At 46.2% G+C, this 25,189-nt stretch carries 18 protein-coding genes; 7 read left to right on the top strand and 11 right to left on the bottom strand.

What is annotated here, in order from left to right; translation table 11 throughout:
- Nucleotides 1-62 precede the first annotated feature (62 nt).
- The 3 genes from nblS (at nucleotide 63) to guaA (ending at nucleotide 5,086) form a co-directional block, all read left to right on the top strand.
- Entirely contained in the window at nucleotides 63-2,036 is a 1,974-nt protein-coding gene (gene nblS, locus CHA6605_RS17120) for a two-component system sensor histidine kinase NblS (RefSeq protein ID WP_015160668.1), read from the top strand.
- Between the two features lie 138 nt (nucleotides 2,037-2,174).
- Complete coding sequence (cbiD, locus tag CHA6605_RS17115; RefSeq protein ID WP_015160667.1) at nucleotides 2,175-3,314, top strand: cobalt-precorrin-5B (C(1))-methyltransferase CbiD; 1,140 nt, start codon at nucleotides 2,175-2,177, stop codon at nucleotides 3,312-3,314.
- Between the two features lie 221 nt (nucleotides 3,315-3,535).
- The gene (gene guaA / locus CHA6605_RS17110) at nucleotides 3,536-5,086 is read left to right on the top strand and encodes a glutamine-hydrolyzing GMP synthase (RefSeq protein WP_051039019.1); all 1,551 of its coding nucleotides are present in this window, start codon (nucleotides 3,536-3,538) and stop codon (nucleotides 5,084-5,086) included.
- Nucleotides 5,087-5,178: 92 nt separating this feature from the next.
- Here guaA and CHA6605_RS17105 read toward each other — a convergent pair whose 3' ends face one another.
- From CHA6605_RS17105 to CHA6605_RS17090, 4 genes are all read right to left on the bottom strand, one after another.
- The gene (locus CHA6605_RS17105) at nucleotides 5,179-5,454 is read right to left on the bottom strand and encodes a hypothetical protein (RefSeq protein ID WP_015160665.1); all 276 of its coding nucleotides are present in this window, start codon (nucleotides 5,452-5,454) and stop codon (nucleotides 5,179-5,181) included.
- 18 nt (nucleotides 5,455-5,472) lie between these two features.
- The gene (locus CHA6605_RS17100; protein WP_015160664.1) at nucleotides 5,473-6,006 is read right to left on the bottom strand and encodes a poly(ADP-ribose) polymerase family protein; all 534 of its coding nucleotides are present in this window, start codon (nucleotides 6,004-6,006) and stop codon (nucleotides 5,473-5,475) included.
- Between the two features lie 492 nt (nucleotides 6,007-6,498).
- Entirely contained in the window at nucleotides 6,499-9,006 is a 2,508-nt protein-coding gene (recG, locus tag CHA6605_RS17095; protein ID WP_015160663.1) for an ATP-dependent DNA helicase RecG, read from the bottom strand.
- A gap of 197 nt (nucleotides 9,007-9,203) precedes the next feature.
- Nucleotides 9,204-10,079 carry a hypothetical protein gene (locus tag CHA6605_RS17090; RefSeq protein WP_015160662.1) on the bottom strand — a complete coding sequence of 292 codons (876 nt, stop codon included), beginning with the start codon at nucleotides 10,077-10,079 and terminating at the stop codon, nucleotides 9,204-9,206.
- Between the two features lie 352 nt (nucleotides 10,080-10,431).
- Between CHA6605_RS17090 and rlmN the strand changes: the two genes are divergently transcribed.
- A complete protein-coding gene (gene rlmN / locus CHA6605_RS17085) occupies nucleotides 10,432-11,484 on the top strand; it encodes a dual-specificity RNA methyltransferase RlmN (RefSeq protein ID WP_015160661.1) in 1,053 nt (350 codons plus the stop codon).
- Nucleotides 11,485-11,522: 38 nt separating this feature from the next.
- On the opposite strand, the gene CHA6605_RS17080 is transcribed toward rlmN, so the two are convergent.
- The 6 genes from CHA6605_RS17080 to sppA form a co-directional block, all read right to left on the bottom strand.
- Nucleotides 11,523-12,272 carry an ATP-binding protein gene (locus CHA6605_RS17080; RefSeq protein WP_015160660.1) on the bottom strand — a complete coding sequence of 250 codons (750 nt, stop codon included), beginning with the start codon at nucleotides 12,270-12,272 and terminating at the stop codon, nucleotides 11,523-11,525.
- Between the two features lie 48 nt (nucleotides 12,273-12,320).
- Entirely contained in the window at nucleotides 12,321-13,697 is a 1,377-nt protein-coding gene (locus tag CHA6605_RS31765; protein WP_051038916.1) for a response regulator, read from the bottom strand.
- A 107-nt stretch (nucleotides 13,698-13,804) separates the two neighbouring features.
- Entirely contained in the window at nucleotides 13,805-15,187 is a 1,383-nt protein-coding gene (locus CHA6605_RS31760; RefSeq protein WP_015160658.1) for a response regulator, read from the bottom strand.
- Between the two features lie 296 nt (nucleotides 15,188-15,483).
- Nucleotides 15,484-19,071, bottom strand: a complete 3,588-nt coding sequence (locus CHA6605_RS17065) for a chemotaxis protein CheB (protein ID WP_015160657.1) — start codon at nucleotides 19,069-19,071, stop codon at nucleotides 15,484-15,486.
- Nucleotides 19,072-19,158: 87 nt separating this feature from the next.
- Nucleotides 19,159-19,524 carry a chorismate mutase gene (aroH, locus tag CHA6605_RS17060; protein WP_015160656.1) on the bottom strand — a complete coding sequence of 122 codons (366 nt, stop codon included), beginning with the start codon at nucleotides 19,522-19,524 and terminating at the stop codon, nucleotides 19,159-19,161.
- A 51-nt stretch (nucleotides 19,525-19,575) separates the two neighbouring features.
- Nucleotides 19,576-20,397 carry a signal peptide peptidase SppA gene (gene sppA / locus CHA6605_RS17055; protein ID WP_015160655.1) on the bottom strand — a complete coding sequence of 274 codons (822 nt, stop codon included), beginning with the start codon at nucleotides 20,395-20,397 and terminating at the stop codon, nucleotides 19,576-19,578.
- A gap of 218 nt (nucleotides 20,398-20,615) precedes the next feature.
- On the opposite strand from sppA, the gene CHA6605_RS17050 reads away from it, so the two are divergent.
- Nucleotides 20,616-21,665, top strand: coding sequence for a DMT family transporter (locus CHA6605_RS17050; RefSeq protein ID WP_015160654.1), 1,050 nt, complete (start codon nucleotides 20,616-20,618; stop codon nucleotides 21,663-21,665).
- On the opposite strand, the gene menH is transcribed toward CHA6605_RS17050, so the two are convergent.
- On the bottom strand, nucleotides 21,635-22,465 hold the full coding sequence (menH, locus tag CHA6605_RS17045) for a 2-succinyl-6-hydroxy-2,4-cyclohexadiene-1-carboxylate synthase (protein ID WP_015160653.1): 831 nt from the start codon (nucleotides 22,463-22,465) through the stop codon (nucleotides 21,635-21,637). The genes CHA6605_RS17050 and menH overlap by 31 nt on opposite strands.
- 285 nt (nucleotides 22,466-22,750) lie before the next feature.
- On the opposite strand from menH, the gene CHA6605_RS17040 reads away from it, so the two are divergent.
- Both CHA6605_RS17040 and CHA6605_RS17035 read left to right on the top strand, forming a co-directional pair.
- A complete protein-coding gene (locus CHA6605_RS17040) occupies nucleotides 22,751-24,226 on the top strand; it encodes a leucyl aminopeptidase (RefSeq protein WP_015160652.1) in 1,476 nt (491 codons plus the stop codon).
- Nucleotides 24,227-24,504: 278 nt separating this feature from the next.
- Complete coding sequence (locus CHA6605_RS17035) at nucleotides 24,505-25,182, top strand: Uma2 family endonuclease (RefSeq protein ID WP_015160651.1); 678 nt, start codon at nucleotides 24,505-24,507, stop codon at nucleotides 25,180-25,182.
- Nucleotides 25,183-25,189: the final 7 nt, after the last annotated feature.

The following is a 25,189-nucleotide window of genomic DNA, read 5'->3' as shown; positions in this document are numbered from 1 at the left end:
CGTCGCACCTAGAAAATATTGCTAGTTATAGAGTCTATTTTCGCTATCCCCTATCCCACTTCATGCTAGCCATGTTTGACAAATTGCGCGACCTCATTCGCCATTGGTGGATGGAGTTTACACTCCAAACCAAACTGATGGGAGCAGCTACTTTGGTGGTGTCGCTGATTGTGAGTGGCTTAACCTTTTGGGCTGTCAATACCATTCAAGCAGATGCACGGATCAACGATACGCGCTTCGGGCGAGATTTGGGGCTGCTGTTGGCGGCGAATATCGCCCCCCAATTAGCCGAGAACGATTTGACGGCTGTCGCGCGCTTTTCCAACCGCTTCTATCACAGCACATCTAGTCTGAGGTATATCCTCTATGCTGATGATGCTGGTGGGATTCGGCTGGGGATTCCCTTTTCCGAATCAGAAGTGCAAAATTCATTAATGATCGAACGCCGCATTCACTTACCAGAAAGCAGCGGAAATCACGATTTGCCCTTAGTACGCCAACATCAGACGCCAGAAGGGATCGTCACCGATGTGTTCGTACCGATCGAACATGAGGGTAAATTCTTAGGTACGCTCGCGATCGGCATCAATCCCAATCCTACCGTAGTTGCGTCCACCGGATTGACCAGAGATGTCACGATCGCGGTATTTGTATCGATTTGGGTGATGGTAATTTTGGGGGCGGTATTTAATGCTCTCCAAATTACCAAACCGATTAAAGAATTACTCTCTGGTGTTAAGAATATTGCCTCTGGTAATTTTAAGCAACGGATCGATTTACCTTTAGGCGGCGAACTGGGAGAATTGATCGATAGCTTTAATGAAATGGCAGAAAAGCTAGAGATATTTGAAGAACAAAATATCGATGAATTAACTGCCGAAAAAGCTAAGCTAGAAACCCTCGTCACCACGATCGCTGATGGTGCTGTACTGATCGATAATAATCTCAATATCGTCTTAGTCAATCCCAACGCGCGTCGCTTCTTTGGTTGGGATCATCTGGATTTAAATGGGACTAATGTCTTGCACGTTTTACCTGGGAGCGTATCTGCCGAACTCGCACGCCCCCTGTATCAAGTGGCTGCGGGCAAACTCGAAGGCGAAGAATTTCGGATTACACTCAATCAACCCGGACAGCGGACGGTGAGAATTTTAATTACCAACGTACTCGATCCGGTTAAAGAAAATGTCCGCGCGATCGCGATGACGATTCAAGATATTACTCGCGAGGTAGAATTGAATGAAGCGAAAAGTCAATTCATTAGTAATGTTTCGCATGAATTGCGGACGCCGCTATTTAATATCAAATCATTCATCGAAACCTTACATGAATATGGCGATGAACTAACTAAAGACGAGCGTAGCGAATTTCTCGACACTGCTAATCGGGAAACAGATCGACTGACGCGATTGGTAAATGACGTCTTAGATTTATCCAAGTTAGAATCTTCTCATACCTACCTCTTCGATGCCGTCGAACTCGATCGAGCGATCGAACAAACCTTACGTACCTATCAGCTTAATGCCAGAGACAAAGGCATCGAACTGTGTCAAGATATCGAACCCGAACTGCCATCTATCTTAGGTAACTACGATTTGATCCTCCAGGTGCTAGCAAATCTGGTCGGTAATGCCCTCAAATTTACCAAAGCGAATGGCAAGGTCACTCTTCGCGCTCATCGCGCGATATTAACTCCTGAGGTTGGCGATGAGATTACCTCGGATGTAGTTAGAGTAGAAGTTGTCGATACCGGAATCGGCATCGATCCCGAAGATCAGCAGGCAATTTTCGATCGGTTCTTCCGAGTTGAGAACCGCGTCCATACTTTAGAGGGCACTGGATTGGGACTATCGATCGTCCAAAATATTATTGAGAAACATCACACTCAAATTAATATTACCAGCGCGGTGGGTGTAGGTACGACCTTCTGGTTCGATCTGGCTATCTACCAAAAACAACAAATCCAGCAGGTCGAAGATCTACAATTGGTCGAAAGCGGAGCCTGGAAATTTGAGGATAATCGGCCAAAACCGTAAATTGATAGAACGCATCGAGACAATTCGTAGATATTATTACTGCTACAACCCACAGGTACCCGTAAGGGGCACCCCTACAGATAACTTGTAGGGGTGCCCCTAGATCTAAACTAATTAATATCCCCTATTCCCTGTCTCATGCGCTCTGGTTATACCTTACCCGTCTTTGCCACTGCTAGCGCAATCGCGGCTTTGCAGTGTCTACAACAATCTTCTCCGACAAATAAGCCAGTTGTGACGATCGATTTAATTACCCCACCCCAACGGGTAGAAATTTCGATCGCGCAAGTCGCGCTGATTCAGTCAGGAATGGCGTTAGGTATTACTCATAGCGATCCTGGCGACAATTTAGATTTAACGCGCGATACTCCAGTTTGGGCAGTCGTGGAATGGGCAGATCCCAGCCAGGTCGAAACGATCGCGCTAGTGGGGGGTGAAGGGGTCGGCAAGCAGTCAAATCTCGACGATCTGCCTGCTATCTATAAATACGCTCGACAGCTCTTACAGGCGAATCTAGGCCTCTTACTGACGCCAGCACAAAAAATTCGGGTGACGATTATTTTACCCGCAGGCAGAATCCTCGCAACTCGGACTTCAAATGCGGCATTTGGAGTAGTTGAAGGTTTATCGTTGCTAGGGACGACGGGTATTTCGCAACCGTTGAGTGCGCCGGGACAGTTGGAGGCTTGTTTGACGGAGTTGAGGGGGAAGTGGGGAGAGGGAGAGAGGGGGAAAGGGGGGGACTCGGAGAGCTTGCCGTTGGTGTTTTGTATTGGGGAAAATGGGTTAGATCTGGCACAGCAGATGGGAATTAAACGCGATCGAATTATTAAGACGGCAAATTGGTTGGGGCCATTATTAGCTGAGGCGGGCAGCTTAGGAGTGCCCAAGTTATTACTATTTGGCTATCACGGCAAGTTAATCAAGTTGGCGGGGGGAATTTTTCACACACATCACCATTTAGCTGATGGTCGATTAGAGATTTTGGTTGCAGCAGCGGCGCGGATGGGTTTACCCGCAGCACACTTGTCAGAGTTATTCGACTGTGAGACGGCAGAAGATGTCCTGAAATATCTCCAGATAAGTTCTGACGGTGGTAGTAATTGGGTAACTCAGATTTACGGATATCTCACCGAGCGGATCGATAATCGATCGCAAACATACATTTATAGCCAAAGTCAGCAATCTGTAAGTGTCGGTTCCGTAGTATTCGATCGACAGCGGCGAGTTATTGCCACTAGTCCAACTGGCAGAACATTTTTGACCCAATTGTGCTAAATTTAATCGAATATAATTTTTTTAATTACTTAGTAAAAATCTCGCTCGATCGCACTCTTCAAATCGTAGAGTCAGTCATCTCAAATCCAGACGGTCGTAGCTCCAGTCGTCTACACGTATCAAATCCCAGGGAGTCCGCAGTGACAACAGAAACCGAAACTAGTTCAACAGATCTTCAGCTTACCGCTAATCCTTTAGAACACGTAAGCTTAAATCATCAAATGGTCGTCATTCTGGACTTCGGCTCCCAGTATTCCGAACTAATTGCCCGTAGAATTCGCGAGACTCAAGTTTATTCTGAAGTTATCTCTTATCGCACTACTGCCGAGCAACTGAAATTACTAAATCCGAAGGGAATTATTCTCTCTGGCGGCCCTAGCTCCGTTTATGACGATCGTGCGCCCCAATGCGACCCCGAAATCTGGAATCTCGGCATTCCCGTTTTGGGTGTCTGCTATGGAATGCAGCTCATGGTGCAGCAGCTTGGTGGCGAAGTTATCAAAGCCAAAAAAGCCGAGTATGGCAAAGCCGAAATTCTCATCGACGATCCGATCGACCTGCTAACGAATGTCGAGGAAGGTTCGATCATGTGGATGAGTCATGGCGACTCTTGCGAACGCCTCCCGACTGGATTCGAGCTGCTGGCGCATACTGAGAATACACCCTGCGCGGCGATCGCCGACCATCAGCGCAAACTATATGGCGTCCAATTTCACCCCGAAGTCGTACATTCAGTTGGTGGACTCGCCCTGATTCGCAACTTTGTCTATCATATTTGCGCTTGTCAACCTACTTGGACGACGGAAGCATTTGTCGAAGAAGCCATCCGCAATATTCGCGCGCGCGTAGGCGATAAAAAAGTCTTACTGGCATTATCTGGTGGTGTTGATTCTTCGACTTTAGCATTCTTATTACACCGCGCGATCGGCGATCGATTGACGTGTATGTTCATCGATCAAGGGTTCATGCGCAAGCTCGAACCAGAACGATTAGTTACCTTATTCAAAGACCAATTCCATATCAAAGTTGAATATGTAATGGCGCGCGAACGGTTTATTAATGCGATCGCAGGCGTTACCGATCCCGAAGTCAAACGCAAACGCATTGGTGCTGAATTTATTCGCGTATTCGAGTCAGAATCAAAACGATTGGGGCCATTTGATTATCTCGCACAGGGCACATTATATCCCGACGTCATCGAATCGGCAGACACCAATGTCGATCCGCAAACTGGCGAACGCGTCGCGGTCAAAATTAAGAGCCATCACAACGTCGGCGGCTTGCCTAAAGACTTGCAATTTAAACTTGTAGAACCCTTACGCAAATTATTTAAAGATGAAGTGCGTAAAGTCGGACGCTCGATCGGTTTACCAGAAGAAATCGTCCAACGTCAACCTTTCCCCGGCCCCGGTTTGGCAATTCGGATTATTGGTGAAGTTACCGCCGAGCGGCTAAATATTCTCCGCGATGCCGATCTAATCGTTCGTCAGGAAGTTAATAAACAGGGACTTTATCACAAACTTTGGCAAGCTTTCGCGGTGCTACTCGCAGATGTTAATAGTGTCGGCGTCATGGGCGACCAACGCACTTACGCACACCCAATCGTTTTACGTTGTGTATCTAGTGAAGATGGGATGACTGCCGATTGGTCGAAGGTGCCGTATGAGTTTCTAGAGATTGTTTCTAACCGGATCGTGAATGAAGTAAAAGGTGTCAACCGCGTGGTTTATGATATCACTTCCAAGCCACCTGGCACGATTGAATGGGAATAGTTTTTTATTAGTTTAAATATAAAAAAAGGTGGGTAATATCCGCCTTTTTTTATTGACTCGATGAGTCAAATATTTCTCTATATCTGAATTATTTATTTGGTGAGAAGCTGTACATCCAATTCGAGGATTTCAGCTACTTCCTGAATACTTAGCCCTTTCTTCAAAAGTTTAGGAGCAATTTCTAGTTTACTCTCTTGCTTTGCTTGCTGATAAAGTTCTACATCTTGAAGCTTATCAGACATCATTTCATCAGAACCTGCTTCAAATAATTCTGGGCAAAATTCTTCTAAATTAGCCAAGAATTCCTCATGAGTTACTGTGGCAAAATGATTTTCTAGTATTTCCTTGCATTTATTTACATCTAGCATCAGCTCGACTCCTTAAATTTAGACTAGATAAGATTCTTTAATTACAGCAGGATTTCTAACTGCTATTTGGACATGAGCTAGATCGAAAATTGCTGAATCGGGAAATATGCACTCGCCTTCTACAAAAACTGCTCTTATACTTGTTACGATCTGTCCCTGACGGGAAAGAAACTGGCTAGCATAGTTGAAAAATGCACAGTCTAAGCGGTGAGCTTTAGATCGAGATGGATTTTGTTTGGGGAAAGGTCTATTTGTCGATCGATACTCTTCATCAAATAGATTATAGACGTTTTTAAGTATGGGAAACCACATGATATCAAATAAATCTATACAGTTGTCTAACTCTATTAGCGAACAAATTACCGCTGGTTCATCTGGATGCATTTCTGTTGCCCATTTTTTGGCTCTCATTGGAGCATCCTGAAAAAAATATATACCCGTACCTAACCAATCATAATCATTGTCACTGGAAAGGAATCCATTTTTGAGGATACTGGCAGCTTTAGTTTGGCTCGTTCCATGATAACCGTATACTTCGATTCGATCGTTCATTATGTGAAATACATCTTATCAATTGAATTATATCAAAAATATTCTTTAAATACTTGTTTGAATTTTTAAGATGTCTTGATATTGACAATTGAGCTTTTAGAGATATAAACTCGATTGTCTTCATTAAATTTATTTATAGTTAATTCTTAATTAACTATAGAACTTTTAATAATTTGGAAACTATTGGATCGAAGTGCTGTTTTGATTCGCGAGCACGAGTAATATGGGCACCATTCAGTCCATCTTTTGATGTACAGTCAAAAACAGGCTTGCGTGCTTCCAAAGAATATGGTATTAAACTATGAAGATTAGGGACTTTACCGATGTTCCAATTATTATCACCCCAATCATGAACTTGACCTAAATTAGTTAGTTTATCTATTTACTTATAATTACAATCAGTGTAACTACCTAGGAGATAAAGTTCTCACAACATATATGGAAATTGACTATCAATCTATCCAATCAATGCGACAGAGAATCCCTCAATATTTAAGTCAGAATACTTCCCCCCATCAGTTTTTGAAACCGATAATCTAGTTCTGCTTTCAATCGTGGCGACTCGCTCAAGTCGTTATCTTGTAAAATCACTTTTTCTGCTGCATCGCGCGCGATCGTTAGTACCTCGCCATCCTCTGCTAAACTGGCTAGGGCAAAATCTGCCATCCCCGATTGACGGGTGCCTAGCACCTGTCCGGGGCCGCGTAATTGCATATCCATCTCAGAGATCCAAAATCCATCTTGGGATTGTTCTAGCACCTGTAAGCGTTGTTTGGCATCGCCTGAGGTACTGCTGCTCATCAGTAAACAGTAAGAACGATGCGCGCCCCGTCCGACGCGTCCGCGTAATTGGTGGAGTTGGGATAAACCAAAGCGTTCGGCATTTTCGATCAACATGACGGTGGCGTTAGGTACATCTACGCCGACTTCGATGACCGTTGTGGAGACAATAATTTGGGTAAGATTATCGCGAAATGCAGTAATCGCAGCATCTTTATCTGCCGAACTCATGCGTCCGTGGAGTAAGCCGACTTGATATTGAGGGAAGACTTCAGTGGCCAACCGCTCGTGTTCTTCGGTGGCGGCACGGAGGTCGAGTTTTTCGGATTCTTCGACCAGGGGCAGGACGATATATACCTGTCGCCCTTGAGCGATTTCGCGGTGCATTAGTTCGTAAACTTGACTGCGCTGGCGACTATTGACAGCGTTGGTTTGAATTGGCTGGCGTCCGGCTGGTAATTCGTCGATCTGGCTGACGTCTAAATCGCCGTGGAGCGTGAGGGCGAGGGTGCGGGGGATGGGCGTAGCGGTCATGGTGAGAACGTGCGGCTGGGAGCCTTTTTGCTGCAATTTAGCGCGCTGGAAGACGCCGAAACGATGTTGTTCGTCGATGACGACTAAGCCGAGGTTGCGGAAGTTGACTTTATCTTGAATTAAAGCATGGGTGCCGACGGCGATCGAGAGTTCGCCTGTTTCTAATTCGCTGTAGATCTGGCGGCGTTTAGCTGCTTTGGTAGAACCCGTCAGGAGTTCGACGGGTAAATGTAAGAGATTGAACCAGCCGACGAGTTTGCGATAATGTTGCTCGGCGAGTACTTCGGTTGGAGCCATTAATGCGGTTTGATAGCCAGATTGAATTGCGGCTAAAATTGCTAGTACGGCTACTACAGTTTTGCCCGAACCGACATCACCTTGCACCAAGCGATTCATCGGTGCGGGTAGTTGGAGATCTGAGAGGATTTCGCTCACTACTCGTTGTTGAGCGTTGGTGAGTTGAAAGGGTAGTAGTTCCCTGAACCTATCGATTAATACTCCTGTCGGGGTAATGATTGCCTGAGTATGCACCTGACGCATCAGATGGCGACGTTGCAGGAAGCCTAATTGCAGATAGAAAAACTCATCGAAAATCAATCGCCGTCGTGCGGCTTCTTTGGTATCGCTATCTTCAGGAAAATGGATATTCTGAATTGATGCGGCGAGTTCCATCAATCCATATTGTTCGCGCACGACTTTGGGCAAAGGATCGGTTAATTGCTCGGCAGCAGGTAACACCGTCACGACGGCTTCGCGGACGACATCTGCGGAAACGCCTTCAATGAGAGGATATACGGGTAATACGCGCCCGATTTTAAGAGAGGAAATACTCGCATCGGCATCTGCTAAGACTTCGATTTCGGGATTATCTAAATTGATGCCATATTTCCCCTGCTTGACTAAGCCCGATGCAGCAATCCAACTGCCGACGGGATATTTACGTTTTAAGGATTCTTGCCAACCGCGACTACTGTAGCGAGTCCCAGCATAAAAGCGACTAATTTTGAGTTGTCCGGTTTCATCTTTGATGGTGAGTTCTAAGACGTTAAGCTTCTTGTTTTTGGGACTAGTAAAAAAGTTGATTTTTCTAACTATGCCTACCAGTGTAACAGTGGTACCTGGTTCTAATTCGATGATGTTTATCTGTTTGGCATAGTCGATATGGTCGCGCGGATAGTAATATAAAACATCCTTGACGGTTAATAATCCCAATCTCGCCAAAATCTCGGCTTTACGGATGCCAAGTTTAGGAATATCTCGTAGATATCGATCGAGTGTTAAATTAGTATCTCCCCGTACTGGAATTGTGGCGGGTGCAACCTTAAGATTGGCTGTCGGTTTGCTGGGGATAATTTGACGCGGCGATTCATTTACCGTCGGTGCAGGTACCGATCGATCGCCATGCTGATGAGCGCAAACTTGCTCGGCGACTGTCAGAAATTGGCTGGCTCTAGCAATTAATTCTCTACGTTCGACAAGTGTAAGGTCGTGATATTTATCGAATTCAAAAGCTAATTCGCGCCAGTGTTGGCGATCTTTAGAAGTTGTATGCGCTGGTGGTTTTCCGAAACTCAAACACAAAAACTCACCAAAGCGATATTGTTGCCCGACTAGATCGGTGTAGCCATACTGCGCTTCGACCGCTAACGCTTTTTGAATTCTCGACCAATCAGGAGCATCAGACATGAATCTCGAAATTTAACATTAGGATTTGAAAATCTTACTTTAAAATGCTAGACATTTAATCTAAGTAGTTACGCTTAATTAAATATCGATCGCTGACTGTACTACAACATTGGTGCTGTTGGGTTTCGAGTCTCAACCCAACCTACACCCAATATCCTCTAATTTTAATCGATCGCTTATCGCTTATCAATTATTAATTAATCTTCAAACCAACTATTGCGCCAAGCTGATTCAGCTTCGGCGATTTTTAGTTCTTGTTGCTTGTGGATGTACTCACGGCGGAGCTTGTTAACTTTATCAACCAATTGACTGATGTTTTTTCGCAAACTTAAGACAGTCACATCCGAAAACTCAACTTCGGTCAAACGTAGATAGAGGCTATGAATTTGCACGATCTGCGGTGACTCATCGGCTCGATCGAGTTCGATGGCAGTAGATAACATCAATCGATCGTCGGCATTATCTTCTGGTATGTGTCCGCCAGTAGTCTCTCGTTCGATTAGGATACTTAAAATATTCGGAACATTTGCCGTACTACCACCTTGACGATCGGCTTCAGCACTGGCTTCTAATATTTGTTTGGGAATAGTTGGCGGCATAATTTGTGCTTGCTGCAACAGCAGATTTACCTTATAAGAAATCTCTTTCAAACTATGGCCGATCTCGGCTTCGATATTCTGTTGCCAAGTTGCCAGCGATGCTGGCGTTTCAAACCAATCCATTGGCATTACCGGAATCGAAGTTAACTCTCCTGTCGGCTCATCCTCATCAGTGGGACGATGTTTAGGACGGTGGGGTTCGATATGCACGACGAGATCGCTAATGACATTCCGAATGACGCGTTTTAAGGTGATGAGTAACTGGGTGCGGCGATCGTAATTTAATTTTAAGAAAGCTTCGGGATAACAAGTCGTACACAAATAATAACAACCTTGAATCGACTGTTTTCTGAGTGTTAATGCTAGGCTGGTAAAGTAACTTTGATAAGCCGCAGTCAATTCTTGGCCTAGTTGACTACTAGCTTTTCTCAGTTGAGTCAAATCTTGTTCGACTTGTTGGATCGGTCTAGCCATAGGGGGTAGAGAATAAAGGGTAGGGAGTAGCGGGGATAAGATATATGTTAGGTATAATGGCCGAGCGAGAATAACTCGATCCTGCAATCAGAAATGTCATAAAATAGGCTGTAAATATAGAATCGACATTAAATTAACAGTCGTTCGTCGAGCCGTTGATTCGATTAGCAAGATCGAGCCTACATCGGCAACCCCAATATTCAGCGATCGGTTAAAATATTATTCCCAGTTAGACACAAAAAGAACCGATCGATATTCAGCATTCAGCCTGTCGATTGCCCTTAAATACGTGTAGATCTCGTTGCCAGTATTCAGTTTTCGCTCGCCTCCCGTCATCATAACCTTCCAAAACATGTCTGTCATTACTTTAGAACCAGATTCTCAGATCGCGATTACCCCATTACTAGGCTTGAGTTTAGCAGAATTGACTACTTGGGTACAGGCGCAGGGTCAGCCAGCTTATCGCGGCAAGCAACTATATCAGTGGATTTATCAGCAGGGTGCCAAATCGCTGGCCGATATTACCGTATTTTCTAAGCAGTGGCGGGAGACAGTCAAGGATACCCCGATCGGTCGATCGAAGATCCATCACCGCGCCGTGGCTACCGATGGTACGATCAAGTACTTGCTGGAGCTTCAAGATGGGCAAATCATCGAAGCAGTTGGCATTCCCACGGCGAAGCGACTGACAGTCTGCGTATCGTCTCAGGTTGGCTGCGCGATGGCTTGCACTTTTTGCGCGACTGGTAAGGGTGGATTTATGCGCCATCTCCAGCCGCACGAAATTATCGATCAGGTATTAACCGTACAGGAAGATTTCAACGAGCGCGTCAGTCATGTGGTGTTTATGGGCATGGGCGAACCATTGGCGAACCTGAATAATGTCGTTAAAGCCGTACAGTGTTTAAATAAAGATATCGGGATTTCGCAGCGATCGATTACTGTCTCTACCGTGGGAATACCTGGTAAAATTCACGAACTCGCCGAACACGAACTCCAAGTCACCCTGGCAGTTAGTCTCCACGCACCCACTCAAAGACTGCGTACCAAGCTCGTCCCTACGGCGGAACATTACCCAATTGAGGATCTGCTCGACGAGTGTCGCGATTATGTCCGCATCACTGGCAGAAGGCTGAGCGTGGAATATATCCTCCTAGCAGGCGTCAATGACGATCCCAAACAGGCTGCCGAATTAGCCAGTCAATTACGCGGCTTTCAAACCCATGTTAATCTAATTCCCTACAATCCGATCGAGGATGCCGATTTCGATCGACCGACACCTAGAGATATTAAAGCCTTTGTCGATGTCTTAGAACAGCAGCATATCGCCGTCAGCGTGCGATATTCTAAAGGCTTAGGTGCGAGTGCTGCTTGCGGGCAATTGCGGGCAAATCAGCAGAGCTAGGGGGTAGGGCTGCCTGGTTGTCTATTATCCATCCACCCTCAAGCTGCTGGCACAGTCAAGATCGAGCGCGTCGCGTCACGATCGGTAGTGAATTGAATATTGCCACCTAAGAGCGGGATTAACTTGTCGATTACCGATAAACCCAAACTAGTAATACCAGATGTTGCCGCAAATTCTGGGGCATCGTGGGCAAAAGGGAGAAACAGCAGCTCTAATTCCCGTGCGGATAGTTGGATACCCGTACTGACAACAGCCAACTGCAACTGACGATCGCAGACATTTACTTCCAATCGGATCGGGTGTCGCAGTGGAGTATATTTACAAGCATTTTCAAACATTTCGATCGCAATTAGTTCGATAATAGTGAACGGATAGGACAAGTTTTGCGGTAGTCGATCGCTAATTGTATGACCGATTTGGTGCTGATATCGGTAGGCGATCGTGTTGCATTCGTTCGCGATATCGCCAATCCAGTTACGGAATTCAACATCGCTCAAAGATTGAATCGGATGAGTTTTATAGTTAGTTTGTAGAGCGATTAAAATATCGATGAGCTGAAATTGTCGTTGCCATTCCGCTTGCAATATTTGCAGGTTAAAAGCTAGTCCATGATGCATCGATCGATGTTGCTCGACGACTGCTGAATTAGCTGTATTGAGATCGATCGAGCGAATTTGGTCTTGGAGAATTTCTGCTGAAATCCGCATCGCGCGATTGATATCTAAGAGCGACTTTCGGAACTCATCTTTGAGGCTATCGAGCCATTTTAAGGAATGGGAGATGCTCATTTGGCGAGGCTTCGCCAAAGATGTTCGAGCGAGCGATTCACGATGTGTTTACCGAAAAAATTTGACTGCATAGCTGAATATTTGGCTGATGAGGCGAGCTTGGTCGGATGTCCATAGTGGTTTCCCCGTATTGACGATGCCGATTTCCCCGATCGCCCAATCCTCAATCCGATCGAGCGCATATTCGGCTCCTGGGGCAGCAGCCAGGATCGGACAAACGATCGTCTGAGCGGCTGGATCGACAAGACCTAGATATTGTTCGGGCGTAATCTCAGCAGGTGGATCGATCCAACTTTTGCCCTCACATAGATAATTGTAGAATTGAGGATACCGCAGCATGTTAATCTTCTGGCCAACTTTGCTGGCAGGGTAAATATGATGTTCGGTGTTAACATATTCACTAATAATTCTGGCTGTACTGTCTTGGCTGTCATGAATAGTACACCAACAGTAATCGGCAGCGAGAGCCATCCCTAAGTGCTGGAGCGCGTCGTGGAGTAGCTCGGTTTCAGTGGTGGCGGTACGAACTCGATCGAAGATATTATTCAATACCTCAAGACAGGCGGTTGCTTGTCGATATTCGGCAGTCTTGATTTGAAGTTGGCAGATTAAGTTGAGTTGAAAATCTTCGAGATCTTGGTTGTGCTCCAGTAAATCCATCTCAGCACTGAGTCGCTCGATATTATTGTCAAATACGATCGTACTGCCGACAACTTCACCATCTGACTGGTAGAGCGGGGTCGCAGTATCGGAGATCGGGATTTCTGCACCATATTTAGTCACTAGCCAACAGCGATGGGGTGAATTTACTGGCTGTTGCAATCGCATGGCACGCATCCCCGGATTTTCGATCGCCATGCCATCTGACTCCCAATGCAAGCGAAAAACATCCCCGATCTGTTTGCCGAGTGCTTCTGTCGCAGTCCAACCAGTTAACTCTTGAGCCATCGAGTTGATAAATGTCACTACCCCTTGTCGATCGGTAACGATAATACCCTTGCCGATACTATTTAAGGTATTTGTCAAACCCGATCGATTCAAATTAGTAGCTAATTCACTACGATGGCGTTGGAGTGCGACTTTAATCGTGCTCTGCAACGTTTGCCATTGAAACGGTTTGATAATATAGCCAAAGGGATTGGTTTGAGTTGCCCGCTCTAAGGTGCGCTCGTCGGCATTAGCTGTTATGTAGACAACGGGAATGTTTAATCGCTCGTAAATCTCGGCTCCAGCCCTAATTCCATCCATTTCTCCTGCCAAGCGGATATCCATTAAGACCAGATCGGGGTGGCTAGTTGTGGCCGATCGAATTGCTTCGGCTCCCGAACCGACCAGATCGACGACCTGATGACCTAATTTTTCTAAAGTTTCTTTGATATCCCAAGCGACGATACTTTCGTCTTCAACTATAAGTATGTTAGTCACGAGCAGTGGCTCAATAATGGATAGGGGGGAGCAGAAGCACACCGCAGCTTCGCATCTGAAAGTTTTATTAATGAATTTGTTTTCAAGATTGGCGAGTGAAGATATTATCAATCAAACAGATAAACTGCATAACGAAAGATTTGCGCGATCGTGCGCGCGCTCTCTACCGTCCAATCTGGACTGCCCTTGCCGACGATCCCAACTTCACCGAGCGTTTCAGGATGTTGGTGCCCAAAACGGTCTGCCACTTTTGGCAACTCGCGCGCGATCGGGCAAATCAAGATTCGGTCTGTAAAATTGAAGAGATCGAGGTAAACAGTAGGCAGGATCTCTAAGGGCGGATCGATCCAATTTTCGCTTTCAAATAAATAATTGTAGAACTGAGGATATTGAAATAAGTCTATCTGTTGACCGATTTTACTAATCGGATAAATCTGACGGTCTGTATTGATATATTCGCAGCAAATTCTGGCTGTACCCTGCTTGCGATCGTAAACAGTAGCCCAACAATAATCGGCATCAATGGCCATTCCTAATTGTTGGAGCGCAAAGTCGATTGAGTCTATGCGTTTGGTGTGAGGAGCCGTCTGAGCTAGCTCTAGGAGACGATCCATTACCCCCGTGCAGGCGATCTCTTGTTGATATTCGGCAGTCTTGACTTGGAGTCGAGAGATTAACTTAAATTGAAAAGCTTCTAGATCTTGGTTGTGCTCCCATAGATCGATCTCAGCAGCAATCTGCGGGGTTTTATCTTGAAACACCACCACACTGCCGACAATCTCACCGTCAGGCTTAACAATCGGTGTAGCACTATCAAGAATCGGTATTTCCGATCGATCTTTGGTGACTAGCCAAGCGCGATCGGGCGATTTGATACATTGTTTCAACCGCATCGCTTGCCTACTGGGATTCTCGATCGCGGTGCCGTCTATTTCCCAGATGAGAGGGTAAATTCGCTCGATCTTTACACCCACAGCGGTTATCAAACTCCAACCTGTCAGTGTTTGAGCGATCGGATTGATAAAAGTCACCAATCCCTGCCGATCGGTGATAATAATGCCACTGCCTAGATTGTCTAAAGTCTCCCCCAAACACGCTTGAGTCATCTGGGCAGAGGCTTCGACTTTGTAACGTTCGAGTGCCACCTTAATCGTGCTCTGTAACGATTGCGCTTGAAAAGGTTTACTCAAGTAGCCGAAGGGTGCGGTTTTTATCGCCCGCGCTAGAGTATCTTCGTCGGCGTGAGCGGTAAGATAAACCACCGGAATATTTAATTGCCGATAAATCTCATTCGCAGCCGTAATACCGTCCATCTCTCCTGCTAACCGAATATCCATCAGGACTAAATCGGGGCGGCTAGTTGTCGCGGCTCGAATTGCTTCGGTTCCAGAAACCACCAAATCGACGACCTGATGACCTAATTTTTCTAAGGTTTCTTTAATATCCCAAGCGACAATCGATTCATCTTCAACTACGAGTATATTCGTCATTACAAGTGGCTAGCCAATAGGTAGTGAGGATCTGAGGAATAACCGCAGATCGGTATCTTCCGATCTCTCTATAGTATTAAGCTCTTGCGAAGTATCTGGTTTAAATCGCGCTGTAACTTAAACTTTTTTATTAATTTGCGCTCAATGATTGTAAAACTGAAGATACATCTATAAATCTATCTTTTGGGAGATTTGACAGATTTCTGCAACCGCATTGCGCCCTGCTCCCTGTCTTCTCTTGCTGCTTGGTGCGCGAAAAGTCGCCAAAATAGTAACTAGATTTACACAGTAGGCTACTAGATTGATTTGGGAAAGGTGATTTTAAACACAGTCATCGCCCCGGTTTCTACAGTTAGTTCGCCTTTGATTTGTTTAACCAGAGACATGACTAGATTGAGTCCCATCGATCGAATGTTACGAATATCAAAATCTAGGGGTAGTTCCCGACCGTTATTTGCCACGGCTAATGTCAGGATCTGGTTACTACTTATTAAGTGGATCGATAATTCACCTTCCCGACCGTCTGCAAAGCCATATTTGAGAGCGTTAGTGACTAATTCGTTAATAATTAAGCCACACAACACGGCTCGATCGACATCGATATCTACATCTGGTGACACTTCCACACTCAGGGAAATCGCCGCTCGATCGACGGTGTAGCTTGCAAACAGATTATCGACCAAGGTGCGAACGTATTCATCAAAGTTGAGAGCTGCTAAATTAGACGATCGATACAAAATCTCGTGGATTGCTGCCATCGCACTGACACGGTTTTGACTATCTTGGAGAATTGTGTTCGCTTGTGAATCGGTGACGCGATTGTTTTGCAGACTCAGCAGACTAGAAACAATTTGGAGATTGTTTTTGACCCGATGATGGATTTCTCCCAGTAATACTTCCTTTTCGGCGAGGGATTCTTGGATCTGAGCTTCGGATTGGCGACGGGCGGTAATTTCTTCGATCGCTAGCAGAATACTATCTTCTTGACGATCGTCTCTAATTTTGCGTGCATTGAGTAAAAGAATGCGCGGTGATTCGGCAGGACGGGTATGAATGACCTCAAAGTCTTGAAACTCGGTATCTCGATCGATCGCGGTTTCGAGCAGCGATCGCAAACTCGGAATATCCCACACCCGATCCTCCAACTCAAAGATCGATTGCCGCTCGGTGCGATCGGGTGTCAGTCCAAAAGATTCGTAAAAACATTGATTGGCGCGAATTACGCATAAGTCTGCATCTAACACCAGCAGGGGTTGGTGGACAGTTTCGACGATTGCATTGGCATAGTCCCGTGCGGCTTCGACGACTGCCGCATTGCGCACCATCGTATCGATATCGATTAACCCGATCGTCACCCCATCGATCCGATTGTCGCTCGTCCGGTATGGTCGAATCCGCAAACTATACCAATTCCCTGTCCGATCCTGTACCTCTTGCTCTTTGGTGGCTAATGTCTGAATCACCTCCAGAATTGATTCGCTCAGATCTGGAATCGATATCTTGGGTTTAATATCGCTAAATGGTCGCCCTAAATCTGTCGGAATCAGGTTAAAAATTTGTTGCGCTAGCGCGGAAAACCGCCGAATTCGCAACTCGCCATCGAGCATCAGAATCGGAATATTAATGCTGCTCAACAAATTCTGAAGGTCGTTATTAATCTGACTGAGTTCGCTATTGCGGCTATTGAGTTCTTCATTAATGGTGTGCAATTCTTCGTTAGTTGCCTGTAACTCTTCTTGAGAGGTTTCTAACTCTTCATTCGTACTTTGTAGCTCCTCATTACTCGATAAAATCTCTTCATTTGCTACTTGTAAAGCTTGATTGGTCGATTCTTGCTCCTCAATAATTGCCTCTAAACATTCTCGCGTCGTCGTTAGTTCTTGGAGGAGTCGGGTATTTTCTCGATCTAAGGCTGCTTGCTTGCCCTTTTTCGACTGGACGAGCGCGGGTGTAGCTGCATCAACAGCGATTGCCGATTCCTGAAATAGAACTAATAAATAGGGTCTACCATCTGTACCGCTCTGAAATGGGATCGCTTCGATCGCGATCGTTTTTATCCCATCGGCAGTTTTTACCTGCACACCTTCTTGCCGAATGATTTCTTGCTGTTGCCTAGCCTGATGGACGACGGCACGTAATTCGACTGCTAATTCGGGTTTGGCCATTTTGAACAGATTGAAGCTCGGTTTGCCCGTGGGTGGTTCGAGATAATTTCCAGTCTGGCCGCGAAATTGGACGATATTCATGTCATTATCGATCGTCACGCCAACAGGTGCATAGCGATCGAGGACGAGCCGATCTGCCTGTTGGAGTAAATCTCGATCGTTGCGACTATCTTCATCTATCGGCATCATGGGCTTCACTTTTTTGAGAGCGCGCTCGCTACTATTAAATTTTAGATATGGACTTTTTGGTGCCAATTTGCGCGCATAAATTTTAGATTTATTATCTACAGGTACGAATAAATCAGAAAATTTACCGATGCTTTCGGAAGTACCCAACATCAAAAAACTATTGGGTTTGAGAGCATAGTGAAAAATTGGAATCAATCGTTTTTGTAAGTCCGCGCCTAAATAAATTAATACATTCCGACAACTAATCAGATCGAGTTGCGAAAAAGGCGGGTCGGCAATCAGATTTTGTCTGGCAAAAACACACAACTCGCGAACAGATTTGCCGATTTGATAACCATCCTCAACTTCGACAAAAAAGCGGTGCAATCGATCGCTTGTAACTCTACCCATCATCCCCGGTTTATAGATGCCTCTTCTGGCGATTGCAATTGCGGCTTCACTAATATCAGTCGCAAAAATCTGAATCGGGATCTGAATCTGGCATTCTTCTAAATATTCTAACAAGCACATCGCTAACGAGTAGGCTTCTTCGCCAGTCGAGCAACCCGCCACCCAAATCCGAATCGGCACTCCTGGAGATTTTTGGGCAACAATCTCCGCAAATACCGTGTTTTTGAAAGCATTAAAAATTGCGGGATCGCGGAAAAAACTAGTGACATTAATCAACAGATCGCGCTCTAACTCGTGTAATTCTGCCGGATTAGTCTGAAGAAAACGGACGTAATCATCCCACCGTTCCAAATCATGTAAAGCCATCCGGCGCACGATCCGCCGTTTGAGCGTAGCAGGCTTATAACCTGTAAAGTCAACACTTTTTTCGGTTCTGAGTAGGTTGAAAATCTTCGCGATCGACTCGCTCTGATTCTCGCCCACAACTGACTTCACTGATGAGTGCTGCGGGATACGAGCGACACGGGAGTGACGACCGATCGCGCCTAATTCCGCCGCGATCGCCTCTGGTGGTAAGATAAAATCGACACAACCTGTCGCGATCGAGTGTTTTGGCATTCCCTCAAATTTGGACGAGGCAATATCTTGAGCGAAGGTAATCCCCCCAGCCGCTTTGACTGCGGCTAATCCGATCGAGCCATCGCCATCGGCACCCGATAATACCACCGCGATCGCCAGATGTTGGCGATCTGTTGCTAAAGATTGAAAAAACCGATCGATCGGTAAAAACCGACGGCGATCTTGCCGACGCGCCAAAAGCTTGAGGTTATTGCCGACCAAGATTAATTCGCGGTTGGGCGGGATCGCATATACTCGATCGGGCATCACCGCCACCCCATCAGCAACTTCGGCAACGGGCATCGCCGTTATTTTTGCTAACACTTGCGTCAGGAGGCTAGCATGTGTGGGATCTAAATGCTGAACCAGCACGAACGCCATCCCCGTATCTGTCGGTAGGTGTTCGAGCAGTTGGGTAAATGCTTCTAACCCGCCCGCTGAAGCCCCAATTCCTACGATCGGACACATTAGGCTATCTGCTAGCCCCTCTTGTGCAGAATCCGCCGATTGATGTGATGACATTGCTTAGGCATTAGCAGGGGCACCCCTACACAATTAATCCGCAGGAATGCCCCTTATGGGTACTCTGAAATTCTCAATTCTCAATTCTTAACTAACCAAGCTCCGATCGGGACGTAAATTACTCGCGCCGCGTAAATAGGGGTGATAAATTTTGGCATCAATAGGGAGATGGGCGTGGATCAGGAAGCGAATACAGCGGGGAAGACTACCTTCGACGTGCATTTGTTGAACGTCCATTAGTGCGACATCTTGCCAATTGGGGTAGAGGCGGCGGGCGATGGCAGCGGGAAATACCGCATCGAGATCTTTAGTAGCAGTAAAAATCACGCTGACAATTCGATCCGGATCGATCCGATTGCGATACTCCAATTCTTGCAACAGTTCGGCGACAGCGACAGAAATCGCTACTTCGGTATTTTCACTTGCTGTCGTTGCCCCTCGAATTGCCCTCATCTGCCACTCCACGCGATCGCCCTCCGCAAAATTTTCTATAGATTACGCTACTTAGGGACGATATAACCACAAAGGTTGTCCGTTAGTGCTTAGTTCAAATTGTACCCAATCTGCGGTCGATACTACTGTTGAGAACCCAGAAACTTGATTTTGTAATAATCTCGTCAATAGGGGCTTGCGTTCTTCGATCGTGTGCAGTTTCGCCTTGTCGGGATCTAACCCAGCTAATTCCGCCGCCCACAGCCTAGCATCTTCTTCCGAACCCAGTCGATCGACCACTCCAAATTCTACCGCTTGTTCGCCCGTAAAAATACGTCCGTCGGCAAAGGTTTTGACCGTAGCGGGTTCGAGATGCCGAGATTCGGCAACTGTATTCACAAATTGCTCGTAAGTACTATCGATGAGAGTTTGAAGGATTTGTTCCTCTTCCGCAGTCAATTGGCGATCGAACGACAAGATATCTTTATAAGGTCCCGATTTGATGACTTTAAACGATACACCCACGCGATCGAGTAATTTCTCTAGATTATTTCCGCGCAGAATTACCCCGATACTGCCCGTGAGAGTACCGGGATTGGCCATAATGTGCGGCGCACCCATCCCAATGTAAACGCCCCCAGAAGCCGAAATATTGCCATAGCTGGCAACTATTTTCAGCTTAGATTGCAGTCGTACCAGTGCCTGATAAATTTCGTAAGAATCGCCGACAGTCCCACCAGGGCTATCGATCCGCAGCACTAATGCCGGATATTTGCGTTCTTCAACTTCTTTGAGTGCTTTTAATACAGCTTTGCGCGTACCACTACCGATCGCACCAGCAATCTCAATGCGCGCAATTTGTTTAGTAGCTTTCTTGTTAAACGGCCAGAACATAGATGAGGGGATAGGGGATAGGGAATAGTGAATAGGGGATAGGGGACGGGGGGACGGGGGGACGGGGGGACTGGATGGGTAATGAGTAACACCTATCTTCAGTACCTAAAGCCTAAAACCGAAAGCCTAAAGCCTATTCCCTATCCCCTATCCCCTAATTCCTAGCAGAGTTCGTAAGGAAAATATACAATTTGTTAAGAGCCGCAATTTAAGTATTCATGCAGTTAAACAAGTCCCCATATTCTTTCAGCTTAACATCGATTTTGTTGGTGATGCCCTTTTTTCTATGGGGGACGGCAATGGTGGCGATGAAAGGAGTGATGCCGCATACGACGCCTCTGTTCATGGCGGGAATGCGACTGATTCCGGCGGGGGTACTCGTGCTGATGGTGGCGGCACTTTCCAAGCGCGCGCAACCGCAGAGCTGGCAAGCATGGGCGTGGATCTTGCTGTTTGCGATCGTCGATGGCACGTTATTTCAGGGCTTTTTGGCGGCGGGATTGGTGCGAACTACGGCGGGATTGGGTTCGGTGATGATTGATTCCCAACCGTTGGCAGTGGCTTTGCTTTCTGCTTGGTTATTTAAAGAGCGAATTGGCGCGATTGGGATCTGTGGGCTAATTTTGGGGGTATTAGGGATTAGCTGCATCGGACTACCGATCGACTGGTTGAGTCAAATTGCCACTAGTCCGGTAGCCAGTCAATTCGATCTATCTGGGTTATCAGATCGCGGTGAATGGTTAATGCTCTTAGCTGCCCTCTCAATGGCGGTAGGAACCATCTTAATCCCCTTTGTTACTAAGTATGTCGATCCGGTGATTGCGACGGGCTGGCACATGATTATTGGCGGGGTACCGCTGGCGATCGGTTCGTTTTATTTGGAGTCAAATCAGTGGACGGCGATTAATAGTTATGATTGGCTGGCAATCGGCTACTCGACAATATTTGGCAGCGCGATCGCTTATGGTTTGTTCTTCTACTTTGCCTCCAAAGGCAATCTTACCAGTCTGAGTTCTTTGACTTTCTTAACTCCAGTATTCGCACTGTTATTCGGTAGTCTGTTTTTGGGCGAAGCACTCGATTTACTCCAATGGTGTGGCGTTTCGCTAACATTAGTCAGTATTTTATTAATCAATCAACGCGACTATATTTGGAGTCAATTAACTGGTATTCCACTTAATGTCGATAATCTCAGTGAGTCTACCTCTGCTACCCAACCCTCGATCGCCGCTAGTACTCAGTCAACTGTTGTGGTTCCTAAAGATTGAGACTTAATTTGTTCGAGCCATAAAGCTGGCTGCTCGAAGTGGATATTATGACTACAATTGGGAATAATATTCAGAGTAATGCTCGGACACATTCGATCTAGTTCGCGACTGAGATCGACGAACTTCTCATCGAGTGCGCCAACAATTAATGAGATCGATCGAGTAGATAATTTCAACCTATCGCCTAAATAAGGTTGCATTCCCAAGCCTGCATATTGTAAAGACTTAGCTAAATCAATCGGTCTATTAGTCGCGATCCGGCGGCGAATTAAAGTGGGGAAATTTGGACGAGAGTCGATCCCGATAAATATCGGCTGGCGATACCAATCACGCACGAAATTATCAAAACTAGTAGTTGCTAATCGATCGATAATTTGGCGATCGCGATCGATTCTCACTTGTCGCTCCAAGGCAGTTGCTAAACCTGGAGATGTCGATTCTAATATAATTCGATTCTCGTTCCCAGAGGCTACACCAACGAACCTGTCGGGAAACTCTAGCACGAGATATAATGCCAATCTACCACCAAAAGAATAACCCGAGATCGATGTTCGATCGATATTTAAACTATCTAATAATTCAATGATTCCGCTGGCAGTATTGACGAAATCATAGCCTCTATCTTCATCGATAACTTCAGTTTTGCCGTGTCCTGGTAAATCGATCGCGATGCAATAAAATTGAGATTTTAATCGATCGATAAGTTCGACATAATCTTGACTGCTTCCCATCCAACCATGCAAGAGTAATAGTGGTGGTAAAGTACGGTTATCTGTAGATATAAAATGCCATCGGTACATACATGATTATACTTAAAAATAAAAAAGTGCTGAAGAAAGCACCCTCGATCGATCTAAACGCTCTCGAATCGAGCGGCTAAATTATTGCATTAGCAGCAGAATTGACACTAGTGACAATATCGATCTTAGAGGCGATCGAGAGGGCTTTTGGTAAGATGCCAAAAATGATAGTGCTGAGGATTGCTACAATGAGGAGAGTAATTGACTCTTCGAGTCAGCAGCGGGAGCCAAACCGAACACTCCCGCAACACAAAACTATTTAAATTACCGCTACGCAACGTAAATATGGATATCAAAGCGATCGCTACAACGCGTCTAGACTGGACAGGAGATCTTTTGGCGATTGGGTTTTATGAAGATGCTGTCGAACTCAGCGGCGATATTGCCGAACTCAATACTAAGCTGGGCAGCGTCATCGCAGCACTAATTGCAGAGACTGAATTCAAAGGAGCCAAATCCAGCAGTGCAGTAACTCGTGTCGGCGTCGATACCGCAGTTCAGAAAATTATGTTGGTAGGTTTGGGTAAAGCAGACGAGCTGAAACTAGACACCCTCCGCAAAGCTGGTGCGACAATCGCCCGTACTGCCAAACGTGAAAAAGCCAAAACCCTGGGCATCAGTCTCCCCGTCTGGAATAGTGATAGTGCCACCACCACCCAAGTTATTAGCGAAGGCTTAATCCTGGCACTCCACCAAGACAATCGCTTCAAATCCGAAGTCAAGCCCGAAAATCAGCTCAAGCTGGCAGAAGTTCATCTGCTCGACGCCGCCGGAACCGATGCAGCCATTGCCAAAGCACAAGCAATTACCGACGGTGTCATCTTGGCGCGCGAACTAGTCGCTGCACCTGCCAATGTCGTCACGCCGATGAGCATGGCCGAAACAGCCGAACAGATGTCTAAAGAGTATGGATTCGCACTCAAAATCCTCGAACAAGCCGAATGCGAAGCACTTGGCATGGGAGCATTCTTAGGCGTCGCGCAAGCTTCTGAGATGCCGCCGAAATTCATCCATCTCACTTATACACCAACCGGAACACCTCGCCGCAAAATCGCGATCGTCGGTAAAGGCTTAACCTTCGACTCCGGCGGCTTGAATATCAAAGGTGCGGGTAGCGGCATCGAAACCATGAAAATGGATATGGGTGGTGCTGCGGCGATGTTCGGAGCGGCCAAAGCCATCGGTCAAATCAAACCCGATGTCGAAGTTCACTTCATTAGTGCAGTCACCGAAAACATGATTAGCGGTCGTGCCATGCACCCTGGCGACATCCTCACCGCCTCAAATGGCAAAACAATCGAAATCAACAATACCGACGCTGAAGGCCGTTTAACCCTGGCTGACGCGCTGGTTTATGCCGATAAATTGGGCTTAGACGCGATCGTCGATTTAGCAACCCTCACGGGTGCCTGCATCATCGCCCTCGGTGACGATATTTCCGGCTTGTGGAGTCCTGACAAGTCACTAGCCGATGGCATCCTCGCCGCCGCAGAACTAGCAGGTGAAAACTTCTGGCAAATGCCTTTGGCAGACAAGTATTTCGACGGCATCAAATCACCTATCGCCGATCTTAAAAATACTGGCCCGCGCGGTGGCGGTTCGATTACCGCAGCTCTATTCCTCAAACAGTTTGTCAAAGACACGCCCTGGGCGCATTTAGATGTAGCTGGGCCAGTTTGGAGCGATAAGGAAAACGGCGTGAATAATGCTGGCGCGACAGGTCATCCAGTTAGAACTTTGGTGAATTGGGTCTTGAGTTAGATTAGGATCGATCGTTTGAAACGTATGCGGTGGGCAGTGCCCACCCTAATTTTTTCTACTCTTTTGAATTGTACGATCGATCGTGGTGTGTCGAGCGGCGCATATTAACCCCGCTCGACCCTGTGGGTACGCTCAATAATGAGAACTCCTAACCCCGAATATTTGCGATCGAATCTTTTATTCTTGCTGCTAGATCGATCGCTTACTGCATACAGACACCTCAAAGACTTGGGATAAGATTGAACTAACTACAGCACCAGATTGAGAGGCAACCTCCCATGACTGCAATTATTAGCACCTCACCACCTGTAATTGTCAAGCGACTCGACTCGGCTACTTGGGATGACTACCTCTACCATGTCGAAAACACCAATAGTCACCTAGAGCGCGTCTTTTTTCATCTCGGAGCATTGTGGATCGAAGATATGGGTAATGAAGGCATCAGCCACTCAAGGTTTAATAAACTTTTTACAATGCTGTTCTATTGCTGGTTTTCCAGAATAGAAGGTATCAAGTTTGACTTGCTAGGTGGTTGTGTCATCGAGAAACCCCAAACTCAAGGGGCATCACCCGATGAAGTTTTATATATCGGTGAGGGTTCGCCGCAGTATGTGGAGGGCGAACCGCGCCGCATAAATCTGAGTCAGTCGCGCTTGCCCGATCTAGTTGTAGAGGTTGCTGATACTACCCTAGCTAGCGATTTGGATGAAAAAAAACAACTCTATTTAGCATTAGAAATACCCGAATACTGGGTAGTCGATGTCAAAGGAAAAAGAGTTCTGGCTTTTCGACTGGTAGATGGTAAGTATCGAGAGTGTAGTGAATCAGTCGCGCTCTCAGGATTACCAATTGAATTGCTAGAACGAACGATCGCCAGAATGAATAACAATAATGGCAATGCAGCACTATGGTTTGCCGCTCAAATTCAAGATTTGCCAATATTAGAGCAAAAATAACTATCGA

This window comes from Chamaesiphon minutus PCC 6605 (assembly GCF_000317145.1).
GTDB classification, from domain to species: Bacteria; Cyanobacteriota; Cyanobacteriia; order Cyanobacteriales; family Chamaesiphonaceae; genus Chamaesiphon; species Chamaesiphon minutus.
Note: the sequence above shows the minus strand (reverse complement) of the source record. Positions and strands in the feature narration are given on the sequence as shown.